At 71.4% G+C, this 17,181-nt stretch carries 15 protein-coding genes and 1 pseudogene; 10 read left to right on the top strand and 6 right to left on the bottom strand.

Going from position 1 to position 17,181, the window contains the following annotated elements; translation table 11 throughout:
- Both ACZ6AA_RS33205 and ACZ6AA_RS33200 read left to right on the top strand, forming a co-directional pair.
- Complete coding sequence (locus tag ACZ6AA_RS33205; RefSeq protein WP_471462173.1) at positions 1 to 1,092, top strand: PDR/VanB family oxidoreductase; 1,092 nt, start codon at positions 1 to 3, stop codon at positions 1,090 to 1,092.
- 92 nt (positions 1,093 to 1,184) lie between these two features.
- Positions 1,185 to 1,889: a TetR/AcrR family transcriptional regulator gene (locus ACZ6AA_RS33200; protein WP_468449317.1), complete on the top strand. Its 705-nt coding sequence runs from the start codon at positions 1,185 to 1,187 to the stop codon at positions 1,887 to 1,889.
- A 103-nt stretch (positions 1,890 to 1,992) separates the two neighbouring features.
- On the opposite strand, the gene ACZ6AA_RS33195 is transcribed toward ACZ6AA_RS33200, so the two are convergent.
- Complete coding sequence (locus ACZ6AA_RS33195) at positions 1,993 to 2,352, bottom strand: 5-carboxymethyl-2-hydroxymuconate Delta-isomerase (protein ID WP_468449318.1); 360 nt, start codon at positions 2,350 to 2,352, stop codon at positions 1,993 to 1,995.
- A gap of 116 nt (positions 2,353 to 2,468) precedes the next feature.
- On the bottom strand, positions 2,469 to 4,232 hold the full coding sequence (locus ACZ6AA_RS33190) for a SpoIIE family protein phosphatase (protein ID WP_471462170.1): 1,764 nt from the start codon (positions 4,230 to 4,232) through the stop codon (positions 2,469 to 2,471).
- 295 nt (positions 4,233 to 4,527) lie between these two features.
- Between ACZ6AA_RS33190 and ACZ6AA_RS33185 the strand changes: the two genes are divergently transcribed.
- The 3 genes from ACZ6AA_RS33185 (at position 4,528) to ACZ6AA_RS33175 (ending at position 8,338) form a co-directional block, all read left to right on the top strand.
- Complete coding sequence (locus ACZ6AA_RS33185) at positions 4,528 to 6,270, top strand: glycoside hydrolase family 13 protein (RefSeq protein ID WP_471462168.1); 1,743 nt, start codon at positions 4,528 to 4,530, stop codon at positions 6,268 to 6,270.
- Positions 6,271 to 6,318: 48 nt separating this feature from the next.
- Complete coding sequence (locus ACZ6AA_RS33180) at positions 6,319 to 7,347, top strand: LacI family DNA-binding transcriptional regulator (RefSeq protein WP_468449321.1); 1,029 nt, start codon at positions 6,319 to 6,321, stop codon at positions 7,345 to 7,347.
- A gap of 118 nt (positions 7,348 to 7,465) precedes the next feature.
- Positions 7,466 to 8,338: a phosphatase PAP2 family protein gene (locus tag ACZ6AA_RS33175; protein WP_468449322.1), complete on the top strand. Its 873-nt coding sequence runs from the start codon at positions 7,466 to 7,468 to the stop codon at positions 8,336 to 8,338.
- 49 nt (positions 8,339 to 8,387) lie between these two features.
- On the opposite strand, the gene ACZ6AA_RS33170 is transcribed toward ACZ6AA_RS33175, so the two are convergent.
- A complete protein-coding gene (locus tag ACZ6AA_RS33170; protein ID WP_468449323.1) occupies positions 8,388 to 11,381 on the bottom strand; it encodes a bifunctional [glutamine synthetase] adenylyltransferase/[glutamine synthetase]-adenylyl-L-tyrosine phosphorylase in 2,994 nt (997 codons plus the stop codon).
- 119 nt (positions 11,382 to 11,500) lie between these two features.
- Here ACZ6AA_RS33170 and ACZ6AA_RS33165 point away from each other — a divergent pair, with 119 nt between their 5' ends.
- Positions 11,501 to 12,013, top strand: a complete 513-nt coding sequence (locus ACZ6AA_RS33165; protein ID WP_471462165.1) for a pyridoxamine 5'-phosphate oxidase family protein — start codon at positions 11,501 to 11,503, stop codon at positions 12,011 to 12,013.
- 67 nt (positions 12,014 to 12,080) lie between these two features.
- Positions 12,081 to 12,509 (top strand): VOC family protein, encoded by a 429-nt coding sequence (locus ACZ6AA_RS33160; RefSeq protein WP_468480993.1) that lies wholly within the window; start codon positions 12,081 to 12,083, stop codon positions 12,507 to 12,509.
- A gap of 54 nt (positions 12,510 to 12,563) precedes the next feature.
- Here the strand turns inward: ACZ6AA_RS33160 and ACZ6AA_RS33155 are convergent.
- Positions 12,564 to 12,650: pseudogene (locus tag ACZ6AA_RS33155) on the bottom strand (glutamine synthetase); the annotation flags it as partial.
- Positions 12,651 to 13,174: 524 nt separating this feature from the next.
- Between ACZ6AA_RS33155 and ACZ6AA_RS33150 the strand changes: the two are divergent.
- The 3 genes from ACZ6AA_RS33150 to ACZ6AA_RS33140 all read left to right on the top strand — a co-directional run bounded on the left by ACZ6AA_RS33150 (position 13,175) and on the right by ACZ6AA_RS33140 (position 15,205).
- Entirely contained in the window at positions 13,175 to 14,110 is a 936-nt protein-coding gene (locus ACZ6AA_RS33150; RefSeq protein ID WP_471462162.1) for a hypothetical protein, read from the top strand.
- Between the two features lie 277 nt (positions 14,111 to 14,387).
- A complete protein-coding gene (locus ACZ6AA_RS33145; protein WP_471462160.1) occupies positions 14,388 to 14,756 on the top strand; it encodes a hypothetical protein in 369 nt (122 codons plus the stop codon).
- A gap of 233 nt (positions 14,757 to 14,989) precedes the next feature.
- Entirely contained in the window at positions 14,990 to 15,205 is a 216-nt protein-coding gene (locus tag ACZ6AA_RS33140; RefSeq protein WP_471462158.1) for a hypothetical protein, read from the top strand.
- Between the two features lie 56 nt (positions 15,206 to 15,261).
- Here ACZ6AA_RS33140 and ACZ6AA_RS33135 read toward each other — a convergent pair whose 3' ends face one another.
- Both ACZ6AA_RS33135 and ACZ6AA_RS33130 read right to left on the bottom strand, forming a co-directional pair.
- Positions 15,262 to 15,708, bottom strand: coding sequence for an NUDIX domain-containing protein (locus ACZ6AA_RS33135; RefSeq protein WP_471462218.1), 447 nt, complete (start codon positions 15,706 to 15,708; stop codon positions 15,262 to 15,264).
- A 52-nt stretch (positions 15,709 to 15,760) separates the two neighbouring features.
- Positions 15,761 to 16,984, bottom strand: a complete 1,224-nt coding sequence (locus tag ACZ6AA_RS33130; RefSeq protein WP_471462157.1) for a helix-turn-helix domain-containing protein — start codon at positions 16,982 to 16,984, stop codon at positions 15,761 to 15,763.
- Between the last annotated feature and the right edge of the window lie 197 nt (positions 16,985 to 17,181).

The following is a 17,181-nucleotide window of genomic DNA, read 5'->3' as shown; positions in this document are numbered from 1 at the left end:
ATGCCGCCGCACCTGCCCCGCACCGCCCGCACCCTCCTCGTCGCGACCGTCGCCGCCCTCCTCGCCCGCCGCGCCCTGCGCCGCCGCATCGGCGCCTCCCCGCTGTGGCCGCTGCCCGCCCTGGACGAGCCCGTCTCCGGGCAGCCGCGCTCGCGGGCGCTGCGGCTGCGCGTCACCCACCGCGAGCGGGTCGCCGATGGCGTCGTCCAACTGCGCCTGGAGGGCGGGCACCTGGACGTGCTGCCCGCCTGGGAGCCGGGCGCGCATCTGGATCTCGTACTGCCGTCGGGGCTCGTCCGGCAGTACTCGCTGTGCGGGGACCCCGAGGACACGTCCTCGTACACCGTCGCCACCCGGCTCATCGGCGCGGACGAGGGCGGCCGCGGCGGGTCCCGCGAGGTGCACGAGGCGCTGGGCGAGGGGACGGAGGTGGAGGTGCGCGGGCCGCGCAACCGGTTCCCGCTGGTCGACGGGGCCGCGTCGTACGCCTTCGTCGCGGGCGGGATCGGGGTCACGCCGATTCTCGCCATGGTGCGGGCCGTGGACGCGGCGGGCGCCGACTGGCGGCTGCTGTACTGCGGGCGGAGCCGGGCCTCGATGCCGTTCCTGGAGGAGTTGGAGAAGCTGGGCGGGCCGGGCGGGCGGGTGACCGTCGTCGCCGAGGACGAGGCCGGGCGGCCCGACGTGGGGGGCTTTCTCGGGGCGGGCGCGGCGGGTGCCGTGTACGTGTGCGGGCCCGAGGGGCTCATGGACGCCGTCGCCGGGGCGCTGCCCGAGGGGTGCGCGCTGCACCTGGAGCGGTTCGCGCCCGCCGCGGCCGCGGGCGGCGAGAGCGCCTTCGAGGTCGAACTGCGGCGCAGCGGCCGCACGGTGACCGTGGGCGCGGACACCACGGTGCTCGCGGCCGTCCGCGCCGAGCTGCCCGACACCCCGTACTCCTGCGAGCAGGGGTTCTGCGGGACCTGCCAACACCGGGTCCTGGAGGGCGAGATCGACCACCGCGACGAGCTGCTGACCGACGGCGAGCGCGGGGACTCGATGCTGATCTGTGTGTCGCGGGCGCGCGGCACGCGGCTCGTCCTGGACGCGTAGCGGCGCGGCGGGGACGGCGGGGACACAGCTCGGGCGAACAGGCGGAGCAGGGGCGTCCGTTCACGGCCGGATCACATCGGTAGAGTGTTCGCATGACTACCGGGATGCGCCGCAGGATGGGTGTCGAGGAGCGGCGGCAGCAACTGATCGGGGTCGCGCTCGAGCTGTTCAGCCACCGCTCGCCCGACGACGTCTCCATCGACGAGATAGCGTCGGCGGCGGGCATCTCGCGCCCGCTCGTGTACCACTACTTCCCCGGCAAGCTCAGCCTGTACGAGGCGGCGCTCAAGCGGGCCGCCGACGAGCTGGCCGAGCGGTTCCTGGAGCCGCACGAGGGGCCGCTGGGGGCGCGGCTGCTGCGCGTGACGGGACGTTTCCTCGGCTTCGTCGACGAGCACGGGCCCGGCTTCTCCGCGCTGATGCGCGGCGGTCCCGCGGTCGGCTCCTCGACGACGAACGCGCTCATCGACTCGGTGCGGCAGGCCGCGTACGACCAGATCCTCGCGCACCTCGGCGTCACGGCGCCGCCCGCCCGGCTCGAACTGGTGGTGCGCTCCTGGATCTCGCTCGCCGAGTCGACGGCGCTGATCTGGCTGGACGGCCGCCGCATTCCGCGCGCCGAGCTGGAGCTCCAACTCGTCCATGACTTCGCCGCGTTGGCGGCGGTGAGCGCCGCCTACGACGACGAGATGGCGCTGCTGCTCGGCGGCATCCTCGCGGACGAGCCCGCCGACGGGCCGTTCGCGGACCTCCTCGGCCGCCTCGCCGCGCTGGCGCCGCGCGCGGCCCTTCCGTAGCCCGGCGGGAGCCGGTCGCGCCCCGGGGCGGTCGGCGCCTCAGGCCGTCGGCGCCTCGGGCCGTCGGCGCCTCGGGCCGTCGGCGCCTCGGGCCGTCGACGCCTCAGGCGTCGGTCGCCTTGCGGTAGGACGCGTCGAGGTCGCGCACCTCCGCCGAGATGTGCACCACGCGCCCCGCCACGGGCGTGAGATGGCGGCGTACGAGCGCGACCGCCGCGTCCGTCACCCGCGCCCTGACCTCGGCCGTGCGGCCGGGCAGCAGCCCGATCAGCACATGCACCACCGCGTGCCCGTCCTCGTCGCCGCCCACGACGGTCGCCTCCGTGCGCACGAAGCGGGTCTTGCAGGCCTCCAGGGTGGCGGCCGCCTCCTCGACGAGCAGCGGGTGCAGCGCGAGCGCGAGGCCCCGCCGGTCGAAGGAGTCCGCGAGCGGCTCGGAGTAGTCGACGGTGATCTGCGGCATGGGGTGCTCTCTCCGGCGTGCGTACGGCTACGGATCTGGGTGATCACCCTGTCTCCGTACGGGCTCCGCGCGCAAGGCCGACCGGACGGCCCGCGCGCGGCCGTCCTCGGGGCGGGCTAGGCGCCGACGGACGAAGCCGTCAGGCGCAGGGCCAACAGGGCGATGTCGTCGTCCCGTTCGCGGCCGAAGCGTTCCAGGAGCGTGTCGCACAGGGCGGTCACGCCGGGCGGGGCGGCGGCGGCCGCGAGGCGCAGGTGCTCCATGGACACGGCGAGGTCGGTGCCGCGGGTCTCGATGAGTCCGTCGGTGACCATGAGCATGCGGTCCGCGGGGGCGAGCCGGGTCTCCACGGGCGGCGGCCGGTCCAGGCCGAGGCCGAGCAGCGGGCCGCTCGCCCTGATGTACGCGGCCGGGCCCGTGTCGCTCACGACGAGCGGCGGGATGTGCCCCGCGTTCGCGACGCGGATGCGGCCCGTGGGCGGGTCGACGAGGGTCAGGCACATGGTGGCGGTGACGTCGGGGTGGTAGCGCTGGAGCATGCGGTCGAGGCGGGCGGCGAGGCGGCCGGGGTCGGGGTCCTCGATGCAGTACGCGCGCAGGGCGTGGCGCAGTTCCACCATCACCGTGGCCGCGTCCAGGGAGTGGCCCGCGACATCGCCGATGCCGGTGAGCACCCCGGCGGGCGTGGGCAGCGCGGCGTAGAAGTCGCCGCCGATCTCCGCCTGCCGGGACGCGGGTTCGTAGCGGACGACGATCTCGGTGCCGGGCAGGTCGGGCAGCGCGCTCGGCAGGAAGCTGTGCTGGAGGGTCAGCGCGATGTGGCGCTCCTTCTCGTACATCAGGAGCCGTTCCGCGACGCGGGCCGTGGCGTGCGCCAGGCGGCCGAGGTCGGTGGCGGAGTCCTGCGCGTACGCGGCGGTGGCCAGGCACACCGGGGCGCGGTCCTCGCGGGTGCGGGCGAGGGCGAGCAGCGCCCCCTCCCCCGGCACGGCGAGCCCGGCCGCCTCCGCCGCGGCGCTGTCCTGCCACGGGGTCGGACACCCCGCGCGTGCCTGGTCCGGGGCCCCCTCGCCGCGGCCCGCCGTGAACTGCACGGGCCCCCGCGACGCCCCCACGAACCCCGCGGGCCACATCGGCGCGGGCACGGTCGCGGTGTGGACGCCGGTCCTGCCGGACATCAGGCGCCACATCAGATGGGCGGCGCTCTCGTGCGCGTCGGCGCCGGGCGGCTCGGCGGCGGCGCGGCGCTGGGAGCGGCCGCAGTGGATCTCGCCCTCCTCGCCGAGGACGAAGGCCGCGGCGGGGGCGGCGGCGAGGCCCGCCGCGCCGGCCGCCGCCGCGTCCACCAGTTCACGCACCGAGCTCGCGGACTGCACGTCGAGGACGGCTTCGGCGAGGCGGCTGAGGCGGCCCGCCCGGGTCTGGGCGGCGCTGCGGTGCCGGGCGCCGCGGGCGGCGGCGCGGACGACGGCGGCGATCTCCTCCGGTTCGGCGGGCACGGTCAGATAGGACTCGCCGCCCGCGTCGAGGCCGCGGCAGCGGTCCGCGGAGCCGTGCGCGGCGGCGGAGAAGTGCACGACGGGCAGGGACGCGGTGGTCGGGGAGGCCTTCAGGCGGCGGCACAGGTCGTAGCCGCTCATGTCGGGCAGGCCCACGTCGACGAGGGCCACGTCGGGCAGGTCGTCCGCGCGCAGCCGCACGTCGAGTTCGGTCAGCGCCTCGCCGGCGCTCGCGGCCAGGACGACCCGGTGGCCCGCGCGGCGCAGCACCGCGCCCAGCGCGTACCGGCTCGCGGCCACGTCGTCGACGACCAGGACCGTGGTGACCCCCGGCCCGGCCTCTCCTTTGTCACCCTTGACTGCTTTGTCCTTGACGCCCACGTAGACATCCCCCAGGAGCGGCGGACGGTAACGGGCCCTTTCGGGCTCGCCGTCCACGCTAGCGCTCTAACACACCACCGGGGAGTACGTGGCCACGGTACGACCTGGAACGGTGGAGATCATCCGACCCTCAGCAGCCACCCCGGGCCCGGCGCTAGGATCCGCCCTCTCCCGGGCGAGGTCCGCCCGGCGTTCGTGACCTTCCCCGCGCGCGGCACGTTCATCCCTGTGCCCGGATCCGTCGGGGCGACACTGTGGGGAACGGCAGGGAATCCCCGTACCGGCAAGGGACTTCATGACCCAGCACATCACCGACGCCACCAGCACCGTCACGACCGACACCGCATCGGGCAGCACGCCCGAGGCCACCACCGGCACCGAAGGCCCCCGCGCCGCCCACGGCGGCTGGTGGCACGACGCCGTCATCTACCAGGTCTACCCGCGCAGCTTCGCCGACGCCGACGGCGACGGCATGGGCGACCTGCCCGGCGTGACGGCCCGCCTCCCGCACCTGAGGGACCTCGGCGTGGACGCCGTCTGGCTCTCCCCGTTCTACGCGTCGCCGCAGGCCGACGCCGGGTACGACGTCGCCGACTACCGCGTGGTCGACCCGGTCTTCGGCACCCTCGCGGACGCCGACGAACTGGTGCGCCGGGCCCATGATCTCGGCCTGCGCGTGATCGTCGACATCGTGCCCAACCACTGCTCGGACCAGCACGAGTGGTTCCGCGCGGCCCTGGCGGACGGCCCCGCGTCGCCGCTGAGGGAGCGCTTCCACTTCCGCCCCGGCCGGGGCCCGGGCGGCGAACTGCCGCCCAACGACTGGGAGTCCGTCTTCGGCGGCCCGGCCTGGACCCGCACCACCGACCCCGACGGCACCCCCGGCGACTGGTACCTCCACCTGTTCGCGCCCGAGCAGCCCGACTTCGACTGGGAGCACCCGGCGGTGCGCGAGGAGTTCCGCTCCATCCTGCGCTTCTGGCTCGACCTCGGCGTCGACGGCTTCCGCGTGGATGTGGCGCACGGCCTGATCAAGGCGCCGGGCCTGCCGGACGTCGGCCACGGCGAGCAGGTCAAGCTCCTGGGCGCCGCGCCCGTGCCGTACTTCGACCAGGACGGCGTGCACGAGATCTACCGGGACTGGCGGGCGCTGCTCGACGGCTACGACGGCGAGCGCGTCGCCGTCGCCGAGGCGTGGACGCCGACGGTGGAGCGCAGCGCGCTGTATCTGCGCCCGGACGAGCTGCACCAGGCCTTCAACTTCGCGTATCTGACGACGGGCTGGGACGCGGCCGCTTTGCGCGCCGTCATCGACCGCTCCCTGGACGCGATGAACTCCGTGGCCGCGCCCGCGACATGGGTGCTCTCCAACCACGACGTGGTGCGGCACAGCACGCGCTTCGCCGACGGCGACCCGGCCAGGGGGCTGCGCCGGGCGCGCGCCGCCACGCTGTTGATGCTGGCGCTGCCCGGCTCGGCGTACCTCTACCAGGGCGAGGAGCTCGGCCTGCCCGAGGTGACGGACCTGCCCGACGAGGTGCGCCAGGACCCGGCGTTCCTCCGCGGCGCCGGACAGGGGTCGGGGCAGGAGGGCACGCGGGACGGGTGCCGGGTGCCGCTGCCGTGGTCCGGGGCGCGGCCGCCGTTCGGGTTCGGGCCCGTCGAGGGCGGCCCGAGCTGGCTGCCGCAGCCCGCGGGGTGGGCGGACCTCACGGCCGAGGCGCAGCAGGGCGATCCGGCCTCGACCCTGGAGCTGTACCGGGCGGCGCTCGCGCTGCGCCGCGCGCACCCGGCGCTCGGCGCGGGCCGGGACGTGGAGTGGTGCGAGGCACCCGCGGGCGTCCTCGCGTTCCGCAGGACCGCAGCGGGCCGCACCCTCGTCGTGACCACGAACCTCACCGACCGCCCCGTCACTCTTCCCGCCCCCGGCACCCCGCTGCTGTGCAGCCTCAACTCGCGCACCCCCGCGGCCGACTTGGGCGGGCCCGGCACCGACGCCGTGCTCCCGCCGGACGCGACCGTCTGGTGGGAGCGGTGAGACCCGACTGGTGGGCAGCGTGAGACACGACCGGTACAGTCCAATCCTGTGACCGCGCGACTGGCCGACATCGCAGCACAGGCGGGGGTCAGCGAGGCGACCGTGAGCCGGGTCCTGAACGGCAAGCCGGGCGTCGCTGCGGCCACCCGCCAGTCCGTGCTCGCCGCCCTCGACGTCCTCGGCTACGAACGGCCCGTGCGGCTGCGGCAGCGGAGCGCGGGCCTGGTCGGCCTGATCACGCCCGAGCTGGAGAACCCGATATTCCCCGCCCTCGCCCAGGTGATCGGCCAGGCCCTGACCCGGCAGGGGTACACCCCGGTGCTCGCCACCCAGACCCCGGGCGGCTCCACCGAGGACGAACTGACGGAGATGCTGGTGGACCGCGGGGTCGCGGGCATCATCTTCGTCTCGGGTCTGCACGCGGACACCACGGCGGACACCGGGCGCTATGAGCAGCTGCGCGCGCAGGGGGTGCCGTTCGTCCTCGTGGACGGCTTCTCGCCGAAGGTGCGGGCGCCCTTCATCTCGCCCGACGACCGGGCGGCGATGCGCCTGGCCGTCACCCACCTGGCCTCGCTCGGGCACACCCGGGTCGGGCTCGCCCTCGGGCCGCGGCGCTTCGTCCCCGTACAGCGGAAGATCGAGGGGTTCACGCGGTCGATGCGGGAGACGTTCCGGCTGCCGCCCGAGGACATCGAGGGGGAGCTGATCCAGCACTCCCTGTACACGCTCGAAGGCGGACAGGCAGCGGCGGCGGCGCTCCTGGACCGGGGCTGCACGGCCGTGGTGTGCGCCAGCGACATGATGGCGCTCGGCGCGATACGGGCCGCGCGGGAGCGGGGCCTGGAGGTGCCGGACGACGTCTCGGTGGTCGGCTTCGACGACTCGGTGCTCGTCGCGTTCACCGACCCGCCCCTGACGACGGTCCGCAAGCCGGTGCCCGCGATGGGCCAGGCCGCGGTGCGCACGCTCCTGGAGGAGATCGGGGGTACCCCCGCCCCGCACAGCGAATTCGTGTTCATGCCGGAGCTGGTGGTCAGGGGCTCGACGGCCGCGCGCAAGGCCCCCGGGGCGTAGGGATCCGTCGTCCCTGGGGCGGAGGGGATCTCCTCGTACTTGGGGCGTAGGGAATGCGGTCGGAACCCGACCGGGGGATGATCTGAGCAGTGGTGGCTATCTGGCAGACTCTGTGCCTATGGGTGAGATGACTGTGACGACACTGGAAGGCCAACAGGGGCCCACCACCTCATCACCCATCGCGGGCGAGGAAGATGACCGCAATGGGCGGAATCTCCTGCGTCGGCTGCGCACGCCCCGGCGCCCGAAGCTGTGGTTCGAGATCCTGCTGATCGCGGTGAGTTACTGGACGTACTCACTGATCCGCAACGCCGTCCCGGAGCAGAAGTCGGCCGCGCTGCGCAACGCCGACTGGATCTGGGACGTCGAGCACAGCCTCGGTCTCGCCTTCGAGCGCTCGGTCAACCACGCGGTCGACTCGGTGACATGGCTCATCGTCGGCATGAACTACTACTACGCGACGCTGCACTTCATCGTGACGCTCGGCGTCCTGGTGTGGCTCTACCGCTGCCATCCCGGCCGGTACGCGGCCACCCGCCTGGTGCTCTTCGCGACGACGGCGGTGGCCCTCGTCGGCTACTACCTGTATCCGCTGGCGCCGCCCCGCCTGATGCCCGGCGGCGACTTCATCGACACGGTGGTGGTCCACAACACCTGGGGCTCGATGGCCTCCGGCGACCTGAAGAACATGTCGAACCAGTACGCGGCCATGCCGTCGATGCACATCGGCTGGTCCCTGTGGTGCGGCCTGACGATCTTCGCGCTCGCGTCGGTGCCCTGGGTGAAGGTCCTCGGCCTGCTCTACCCGACGCTCACCCTGGTCGTGATCGTGGCCACGGCCAACCACTTCTGGCTGGACGCGGTCGGCGGCATGATCTGCCTGGCGTTCGGCTACACGGTGGCGCGCCTCTGGTACGGAAAGCTGCCGTACGCCCTGCCGAAGCTGGTGCCCGAGCAACGGCCACGGGAGAAGGCGTACGCCCCCCGGTAGGGCAGCCCCTGCAAGCCCCCTGAGCCCTCCACCACGGCTCCACCACGGCTCACGCCCCGTAGAACCGCTCCTCCATCACCGCCCGCGCCCGCCGGGTGATCCGCCGGTAGTCGTCCAGCATCACGCCGACCTGGCCCGCGTCATAGCCCAAGTACCGCCCGACGGCGGCCAGCTCCCTGCCGTCCGACGGGAACGTGTCGCCCGCCCTGCCCCTCACCAGCATCACCGCGTTGCGCACACGGGTCGCGAGCACCCAGGCCTCGTCGAGGATCGCCGCGTCCTCCGTGGCGATCAGCTCGGCCGCGCACGCCGCGTGCAGGGCCTCGCGGGTGCGGGTGGTGCGCAGCCCGGGCTCGGCCCAGCCGTGCTGGAGCTGGAGCAGCTGGACGGTCCACTCCACGTCGGAGAGGCCGCCGCGGCCGAGCTTGGTGTGCAGGGTGGGGTCGGCGCCGCGGGGCAGCCGCTCGGACTCCATGCGGGCCTTCAGGCGGCGGATCTCGCGGACCGCGTCCTCGCCGAGGCCCTCCGCGGGGTAGCGCAGCGGGTCCACGAGGTCGACGAAGGCACGGCCGAGGTCGGCGTCGCCCGCGACCGGGTCGGCCCGGAGCAGCGCCTGCGACTCCCAGACCAGGGACCAGCGGCGGTAGTAGGCCTCGTACGACTTCAGGGTGCGCACCAGCGGCCCCGACTTGCCCTCCGGGCGCAGGTCCGCGTCGATGGCCAGCGGCGGGTCGGCGCTCGGCAGCTGCAGCAGCCGTCGCATCTCGGCGACGACGGAGTTCGCGGCCTTCGCGGCCTCCTGGTCGTCCACGCCCTCGCGCGGCTGGTGCACGAACAGGACGTCCGCGTCCGAGCCGTAGCTCAGCTCGCGGCCCCCGAAGCGGCCCATGCCGATGACCGCGAACCGGGTCGGCAGCTCGTCGCCCCAGCCCTCCCGGACCACCGCGCGCAGCGTGCCCGCGATGGTGGCGGCCGTCAGGTCCGAGACGGCGGTGCCGACCCGGTCCACGAGCGCGCCCGCGTCGGCCTCGACGGGGCTCTCCTCGGTGCCGTAGGAGGCGATGATGTCGGCGGCCGACGTGCGGAACAGCTCGCGCCGCCGCACCCCGCGGGCCGCCGCGACCGCCTGCTCGCCGCCGTCGGCGCGGCCCACGGCGGCGAGGACCTCCTGTTCCAGGTGGTCGCGTGCGCGCGGCTCAAGGCCCCGGGCGTCGCCGAGCAGCGCCACCGCCTCGGGCGCGCGAAGGAGCAGGTCGGGGGCGAACCGGCCGGCCGAGAGCACCCGGGCCAGGTTCTCCGCCGCGGCGCCCTCGTCGCGCAGGAGCCGCAGGTACCAGGGGGTCTTGCCGAGCGCGTCGGAGACCTTGCGGAAGCCGAGCAGGCCCGCGTCGGGGTCGGCGGAGTCCGCGAACCAGCCGAGCAGGACGGGCAGCAGGGTGCGCTGGATGGCGGCCTTGCGGGTCACGCCGGACGCGAGGGCCTCCAGGTGGCGCAGGGCCGCGCCGGGGTCGGCGTACCCGAGCGCCACCAGGCGTTCCCTCGCCGCCTCCGTACTGAGCCGGGACTCGCCGGGGGCGAGCTGGGCGACGGCGTCGAGCAGCGGGCGGTAGAACAGCTTCTCGTGCAGGCGGCGCACCACGGAGGTGTGCCGCTTCCAGGCGCGGGCGAGGTCGGTGAGGGGCTCGGTGCGCATGCCCAGGGAGCGGCCGATGCGGCGCAGGTCGGCGTCGTCGTCGGGCAGCAGGTGGGTGCGGCGCAGCCGGTAGAGCTGGATGCGGTGTTCCAGGGAGCGCAGGAAGCGGTAGGCGTCGTCGAGCTGGGTGGCGTCCACGCGGCCCACGTAGCCGCCCGCGGCGAGCGCGGCGAGGGCGTCGAGGGTGGTGGCGCTGCGCAGCGAGGCGTCGGCGCGGCCGTGCACCAACTGGAGCAGCTGGACGGCGAATTCGACGTCGCGCAGCCCGCCGGGGCCGAGCTTCAGCTCGCGGTCGACCTCGCCCACGGGGATGTTCTCGACGACGCGGCGGCGCATCTTCTGCACGTCGTCGATGAAGTTCTCGCGCTCGGCGGCCTGCCACACCAGCGGCGCGACGGCGGCCACGTAGTCCGCGCCCAGCTCGGCGTCACCGGCGACGGGCCGCGCCTTGAGCAGCGCCTGGAACTCCCAGGTCTTCGCCCAGCGCTGGTAGTACGCGAGATGGCTGGACAGGGTCCGCACCAGCGGGCCGTTCCTGCCCTCGGGGCGCAGATTGGCGTCGACCGGCCAGATGGTGCCCTCGACCGTGGTCTCGGAACAGATCCGCATCAGGTGCGAGGCGAGGCGGGTCGCGGCCCGCAGCGCCTTGTCCTCATCGGCGCCGTCGACGGCCTCGCCCACGAAGATCACGTCGACGTCGGAGACGTAGTTCAGCTCGTGGCCGCCGCACTTGCCCATCGCGATCACCGCGAGGCGGCACTGCGCGGCGTCGGCGGGCGCGTCCCTGCGGGCCATGGCGAGGGCGGCGCGCAGGGTGGCCGTGGCGAGGTCGGCGAGTTCGGCGGCGGTCTCGGAGACGTCGGTGGTGCCGCAGACGTCGCGGGCGGCGATGGACAGCAGGCAGCGGCGGTAGGCGACGCGCAGCGACACCGGGTCGTGCGCCTCGGCGAGGCCGCGCTCGAACTCCGCCACACCGGGGTGCAGGTCGGTGGCCTCGTACGTGACCAGGGCCCGCCAGTCCCCCGGGTGCCGGGCCAGATGGTCGGCGAGGGCCTCGGAGGCGCCGAGGACGCCGAGCAGGCGGTCCCGCAGGGGCTTGGCGCTGATCAGGGTGTCGAGCAGTTCGCGGCGCGCCATGTCGTCCGGCTGCGCCTCGGCGAGCCGGACCAGGCCGAGCAGCGCCAGGTCCGGGTCGGCGGTGGCGCCGAGGGCGTCGAGGAGCACCGGGTCGGTGCGGACGGCGTCCAGCTCGGACGCGGCGAGGAGGCGTTCGGCGGCGGACGGGTCGGTGAACCCGTACCGCAGCAGCCGCGTGAACGTACTGCTCCTGCGCCCCTGCGGCACCGTCATCCCCGCGCCCTTCGCTCGCCTGTTCCTGGCGACGAGCCTACCCAGGGCCCGGCCGATGAGTTCCGCCCGCGTGCGGGGTCCCCACTGGGACAGGAGCATGGAGAGCAGGAGGCTACGTCATGCCGAGCCAGGAACCCCGTACGGAGATCGACGCCCGCTACAGCAGCGAGGGGGCGGCCCCGACCCCCTGGCCACAGGCCCGGGACGCGCTCGCGGCGGCCGAGCTGTGCTGGATCTCGACGGTACGTCCCGACGGGCGCCCGCACGTCACCCCGCTGAGCGCCCTGTGGCAAGGGGGTGACCTGTGCTTCTCCACCGGCCCCGACGAGCGCAAGGCCCGCAACCTGGAGGCCAACCCCGAGGTCGTCCTGACCACCGGCACCAACCTCTGGGACAAGGGTCTCGACGTGGTCGTCGAGGGCACGGCGGTGCGGATCACGGACGGGGCGCGGCTGCGGGAGCTCGCGGCGGCCTGGGAGGAGAAGTACGGCGGCTTCTTCCACTACGAGGTGCGGGACGGCTGCTTCCTCCACGAGTCGGGACGCGCGTACGTCTTCGCGGTGACGCCCCGTACGGCGTTCGGCTTCGCCAAGGGCGAGCCGTTCAGCCAGACGCGTTACCGCTTCGCCTGAGGCGCCCGCGCCGGGGCACCCGCCCGTTCCCCGGGACAGGGCACCGGATCGCTGCTGTACTCGACGCATGGAATACACACTCGAAGTGATCGGCATCCCCGTCAGCGACCTCGACCGGTCCAAGGAGTTCTACGAGTCCAAGTGCGGCTTCCACGTCGACCTCGACGGGGAGGTCATGCCGGGCGCACGCCTGATCCAGCTCACGCCGCCGGGATCGGGCTGTTCGATCATGCTCAGCACCGTCCTCTGGGAGACCACCCCGGGCCCCACCCCCCAGCCCGGCTCCTACCAGGGCCTCCAGCTCTGCGTCCCCGACATCAAGCAGGCCCACGCCGAGCTGACCGCCCGCGGCCTGGAGATCTCCGAGCCGGTCCAGTACGCGGAGCAGGACGGCGCCACGTTCATGTACTTCACCGACCCGGACGGCAACGGCTGGGCGGTCCAGGAGTATCGGGTACGGGCGAAGACACCACTGCGGGAGGCGATTCACCCCTGACCGGGACGTCGGGAGAGCCCCGTGAGGGGCGCGGAACTGCGCCCCTTCGGGGCCCTACAGCACCGGCAGGTTCTTGCGGAGCTCGAAGGCCGTCACCTCGGAGCGGTACTCCTCCCACTCCTGCTTCTTGTTCCGGAGGAAGTGGCTCAGCCCCTGGGTGACCTGGCTCAGTCACCTCTGGCACAGGGCTGACCAGCGCCCGGACGGCTGTCGTTGGTCATTGTTGGTCGTTGCGGGCCGCTCTCGCACGGCCCACGGACGGCCCGGAATCGGTGGCGCGATCCCACGTGATTCGATGCGCACACGGCTCCGGAGGCCGTATGCCGGAACAGCCCTGACCTGCGGGAGCGGCGGGCCGATGCCACTGTCCCCTTGCGGTTCACGCACTTCTCACGCACTCAGTGGGCGCTTGGGGCTGCTCGGCAGCAGACTCCGGACTCTCGGTCTGGATGCCCCGTCATGGGAGCCGGACGACATGAGCCCGCACCTGGAAGCAGCTCACGAGGCCGATGAAGGCAAGAGCACGTGCCGCAGGCCAGTCCGCGGGGGTACGTACTTGGAGATCTCGGAGTCACTGCATCTGAAGATTGAGGCAGGCAAGATCGCGAGGCGCCGCCGTCAGAAACCCCTAGGCCAATGGTCGAAGTCACAGCTACCGTCATCCCATGGACGATTCCCTCTCGTTCGACAGCTTCGTTGCAAGCGCTCAAAGGTCGGGCCTCAAAGCCATGGAAGACCATGCCCAGGGCGAGTACGACGAGTTCGCGCTCCACGGTGGGGTAGCAGTTGAACTCCTCGCGAAGGCTGTCCTGGTGTCCAAGAACCCGATCTATATCGCCGAGATGCGGGGAAGCACCGAGATGCTTTTCCACCTCGGCGGACATCGCGCAGCAAGTAAGGTCCGCACGATCGGGGCTATCGAGGCAATCGCACGGTTGCGAACGCTCGATATACTTGGCGCCGACAGGCAGTTGGATCTCTTGATCGATTTGCGTAACGGAGTCGCACACACGACCGGCACGCAACAAGCCAAGTCCCTCATGCCCGTCCTTGCACAAACTGTCGAGAAGCTGCTACAGGAAGTAAATCGCCCCTTGGATTTGTTCTGGGGGCGTTGGACGACCGTGGCCCGCTTGGCTGTAGATACAAAACGTAGTCAGATCTACCGAGACGTTCAGGTCCGAATCCGCCAAGCTCGACTCGCTTTTGATGACCGCTTCGAAGGACTCCCTAGCGGAGCCAAGGAGCGCGCCATGAGCACCCCGGTCCCGGAGGGCATTCACCAACGGGGCATTTATGAAGTCAGAGCCATCGGTGATGACGTCCTATTCACAGTGTCTCCGGCTCTTTGCCCTGCCTGTGGGGGGCGTGCGTGGATGCGACTCAGGACTCTGACCGAGTCAAGTACTAGCGCGACTATGAGTACCGAAGCTCTTTCCTGCCCACTCTGTCGCCTGGAGCTGAACGGCCAGGGAGAGATCGATGCGTCTGGCGCGCATGTTGAAGGAGAACCGAGAACACCCATACCCTCGACGATCACCATGACGTACGGACCCACCATGCCGTACTCAATTGAACTCGGCGAAACCCACCCGGGCTGACCTTCACATAGATGCGACGTCGCAGAGCGTTGGTTACAGAAAGCTGCCGGAGACGAATAGGATAGGCACCCTTGTGCATCGACCTAGACTGGGCTGAAATGAGCTTGTGGACGCAAGCTCAGCAGCAGTTCTAGGGGCGGCAGTCGGCGCGGTCGGAGGCCTCGGGGGTGGTGTTCTCACAGTCATTGGGCAAACACGGTACCTGCGTATCCAGCACCGCGCAGAGCGGGAACAGTGGCTGAGCGATCTTCGGCGCGAGACTTACAACAACCTCCTGATGACAACAAAGCAGTTGTCGAACAGCTTATGGAAAGCCGCTGATCAACTGCATGAAGTGGCAGCCAACCCTGCAGATTGGCAAGCCGTGTACCGGGAGGCGCACGATGCGTGGACCCAGTTCAGTGCATCTGCGGCGGCAGTCAGCATGGCCGGACCTCGGGGTGTAGCGGAGGTGGCGGGGCGACTGCGGACGGCGATGAATGAGTGGGAAATGGTCTGCACCTCATGGACTCATGCCGCAGTGCGCAGTGGGGACGGCCAACTGCGGGACTACGAAGCTCGATTTAAGGCTGCGGCTGCCGCAAAGCAGCCTCTCGACGAGGAGTTTCAGCTCGCAGCGCGGCAGGCCTTGGGCACGAACGAGTAGACCGGCGCGCCTTCCGCTCCGGCCACCGCGCTCAGATCACGACTCAAGCGGATGCTTGCATTCTGGGCCGCGACGAGTCGCGGCTCAGGGCAATGTGGCGCCAACCCAGGCTCAAGGAACCAGCCTCAGATGAGTTCCTTTCCAGCCAACCGTCCGTAACAGAGTCGCCGCATCACCCTGCCCCCGCTACACAGGGAAGCTGGGACGTTCCTGCCTGGGGGAAGGGCCGACCGGTGAAGCTGACGATCAATCTGGCAGTTCTGCTGGCTGTCGCCCTCGTCATATTCGTACGCCGACGCGTACAGGCCAGAAGTCGGGTCGACCAGACGATGGTGCTGACCGTAGCGGTGACGTTCGGTGTGCTGGTCGCTCCAACTGACTTCGGTCAGGGAATTCTGCGTACCGTTACCGATCTCGCGCAGAGCGTTTCGGATGCAGGCACTCCATGATCTCGGGGTAGTGGAGTATCCCGGCGGCACCTAGGGACTCCCCTCGGCCTTCACTATCACCCTGGATGCTGGCCGTGCTCCAGGTAGGCCACCTGACCCTCGCTGCGAGCGTTCACGGCCGCCCGGACCCGTCGCGCGAGACGCGGAATGGTCAAGGAATCGACGTCATCGATGCTGTGGAAGGCGTACGCCTTGATCTCGGAACGCTGCAACCGGATCTGTTCCTGAAGCTGGGCAGGTAGCTCACCGCCATCGAAGAGATACAGCACCTTGTCGCCTTCAGCAGGGCTGGGGGCCCAGTCGACGGCAAGGAGACGGCCGATCTCAGGCGTGATGCCCAGCTCTTCGCGGACCTCCCGCACGCATGCCTGTAGCGGGGACTCACCGGCGTCGACGTACCCGCCCGGGATATCCCGGTAGTCCTTGTACGTCGGCTCAAGGAGCATGACGCGCCCGTGCTCGTCAAAGAACAGCGCGCCCGCAGCCATGCGCGGGCGCGCCATCTTCGCCTCGTGTTCGTTCTCGGTCTCGCTCACGTGACCGAGCCTAACCACCTCAGACGACTCGAAGCCTGCCGGCCAAGTCGGCCACCGAACTGCTTGGGCGCCCCCGTGTCCCTCGGACCCAGCCGAGTACGAGCTCACGGCTCATGTAGTGGTGCCTGACCTGCTCCGGGGCCAGCTGTTCCGCTTCAAGGACCACGGCGAGCGCTTCGTCGGTGCGGTTCCGGGCAGTGAGGGCACGCGCTACTTCGAGGTCGTGGCGCACCCGGCGCTCAACAGGCAGGCCGCTCGTATCGATCTGCGCTCCGAGGTCGGAAGCGATCTGGAAGTCTCCGAGTTCTCCGGCCGTGGCCACCTTGTGGATGGCGACGTTGGTCGGGCCGAATGCCGTCCACATGTGGTTGGCGTCGGCGCCGAGCCGTGTTGCCGTCGTCTCCGCTTCGCGGAGGAAGTCCTGGGTCGACGCGCGGTCCTCTGCGCGGGCGGCCGCCATGGCCCCGGTCAGGAACAACGTCCCGTAGACGGACAGGTACGAGGGCGTCGCTTCGCCGAGCCCTGGTTCCAGATATCCGGCCGCGTCGCCTACGAGCTGTACGGCGGTCTCGTATCGCCCGGTCGACAGCAGGCAGTGAGTCACGGAGCGGAAGAGCGATCCCGTGATCACGTTGTTGCCGCTCTGCTGCGCTGCGGCCAGTCCGCGGTCGGCCGCCATCCACGCAAGTTCGTTCTCACCGAGCTTGCCGAGCACCATCGCCGCGCCCTGGTACGTCAGCGCGAGCAGGGCGTTGGCTTCCTCGCGCTCCTCCCCCGCGTACGTACGGGAAGCCACGAGGGCGTCGGCAAGGAGGAGCGGCAACTGCCGCGTGGCGAAGCCGAAGCGAGATGCCTGGTAGGCGTCCCACACCTCGCCCACGTCGGCTCGAAGGTTCGCCAGAGTCGGGGGCTCGCCGTCGGCGGGCGCGCTCAGGAGCGGGGTCAACTGGCGGTAGTCCATGAGGGCTTCGCGCAGAGCAGGGACGGTGCGCCGGCCGCTGTCGTTCGACCACTCCAAGAGCGTGGGCTCGCCGATGAGGTCGCCGATGGAGACGTCCAGGGCGTGGGCCAGGGCACGGATCACTGAGAGTCGGTCAAGCTCGATGCGGTTGTTCTCCGCCTTGCCGAGCCAGTCCGACGTACGGCCGACCAGTCCGGCCAGCACTTCCTGGGAGAGGCCCCGGCGATGCCGGTACCAGGCCACGCGTTCGCCGATCGTCAGGTGCTGCGTCATTCCTCGCATGGCTTCAGCCTCACCTCAGTTGGGATGAGGACCCCGGAAGGTTTTTCCGGGGTCGCCTCAGAGCCTGGTCATAGCGTCGTAGGTGTCGAGACCGAGACATCCACAGCGATGGCAAGGGGGCACAGGCATGTCTCTGACATCTGATGAGCGGCACCAAGTGATGGTGGCTCTTTCGGAGCTCTCTGCGGAAGTGGGCG

This window comes from Streptomyces sp. NPDC040610 (assembly GCF_055594065.1).
This window is presented reverse-complemented; position numbering and strand designations above follow the sequence as displayed.

What these genes read in the sequence shown, in the direction of transcription:
- ACZ6AA_RS33205 (WP_471462173.1), top strand. Translation starts at nt 1, where the DNA reads ATGCCGCCGCACCTGCCCCGCACCGCCCGCACCCTCCTCGTCGCGACC.
- ACZ6AA_RS33200 (WP_468449317.1), top strand. Translation starts at nt 1,185, where the DNA reads ATGACTACCGGGATGCGCCGCAGGATGGGTGTCGAGGAGCGGCGGCAG.
- ACZ6AA_RS33195 (WP_468449318.1), bottom strand. Translation starts at nt 2,352, where the DNA reads ATGCCGCAGATCACCGTCGACTACTCCGAGCCGCTCGCGGACTCCTTC.
- ACZ6AA_RS33185 (WP_471462168.1), top strand. Translation starts at nt 4,528, where the DNA reads ATGACCCAGCACATCACCGACGCCACCAGCACCGTCACGACCGACACC.
- ACZ6AA_RS33175 (WP_468449322.1), top strand. Translation starts at nt 7,466, where the DNA reads ATGGGTGAGATGACTGTGACGACACTGGAAGGCCAACAGGGGCCCACC.
- ACZ6AA_RS33170 (WP_468449323.1), bottom strand. Translation starts at nt 11,381, where the DNA reads ATGACGGTGCCGCAGGGGCGCAGGAGCAGTACGTTCACGCGGCTGCTG.
- ACZ6AA_RS33165 (WP_471462165.1), top strand. Translation starts at nt 11,501, where the DNA reads ATGCCGAGCCAGGAACCCCGTACGGAGATCGACGCCCGCTACAGCAGC.
- ACZ6AA_RS33160 (WP_468480993.1), top strand. Translation starts at nt 12,081, where the DNA reads ATGGAATACACACTCGAAGTGATCGGCATCCCCGTCAGCGACCTCGAC.
- ACZ6AA_RS33150 (WP_471462162.1), top strand. Translation starts at nt 13,175, where the DNA reads ATGGACGATTCCCTCTCGTTCGACAGCTTCGTTGCAAGCGCTCAAAGG.
- ACZ6AA_RS33145 (WP_471462160.1), top strand. Translation starts at nt 14,388, where the DNA reads ATGACAACAAAGCAGTTGTCGAACAGCTTATGGAAAGCCGCTGATCAA.
- ACZ6AA_RS33135 (WP_471462218.1), bottom strand. Translation starts at nt 15,708, where the DNA reads ATGGCGCGCCCGCGCATGGCTGCGGGCGCGCTGTTCTTTGACGAGCAC.
- ACZ6AA_RS33130 (WP_471462157.1), bottom strand. Translation starts at nt 16,984, where the DNA reads ATGCGAGGAATGACGCAGCACCTGACGATCGGCGAACGCGTGGCCTGG.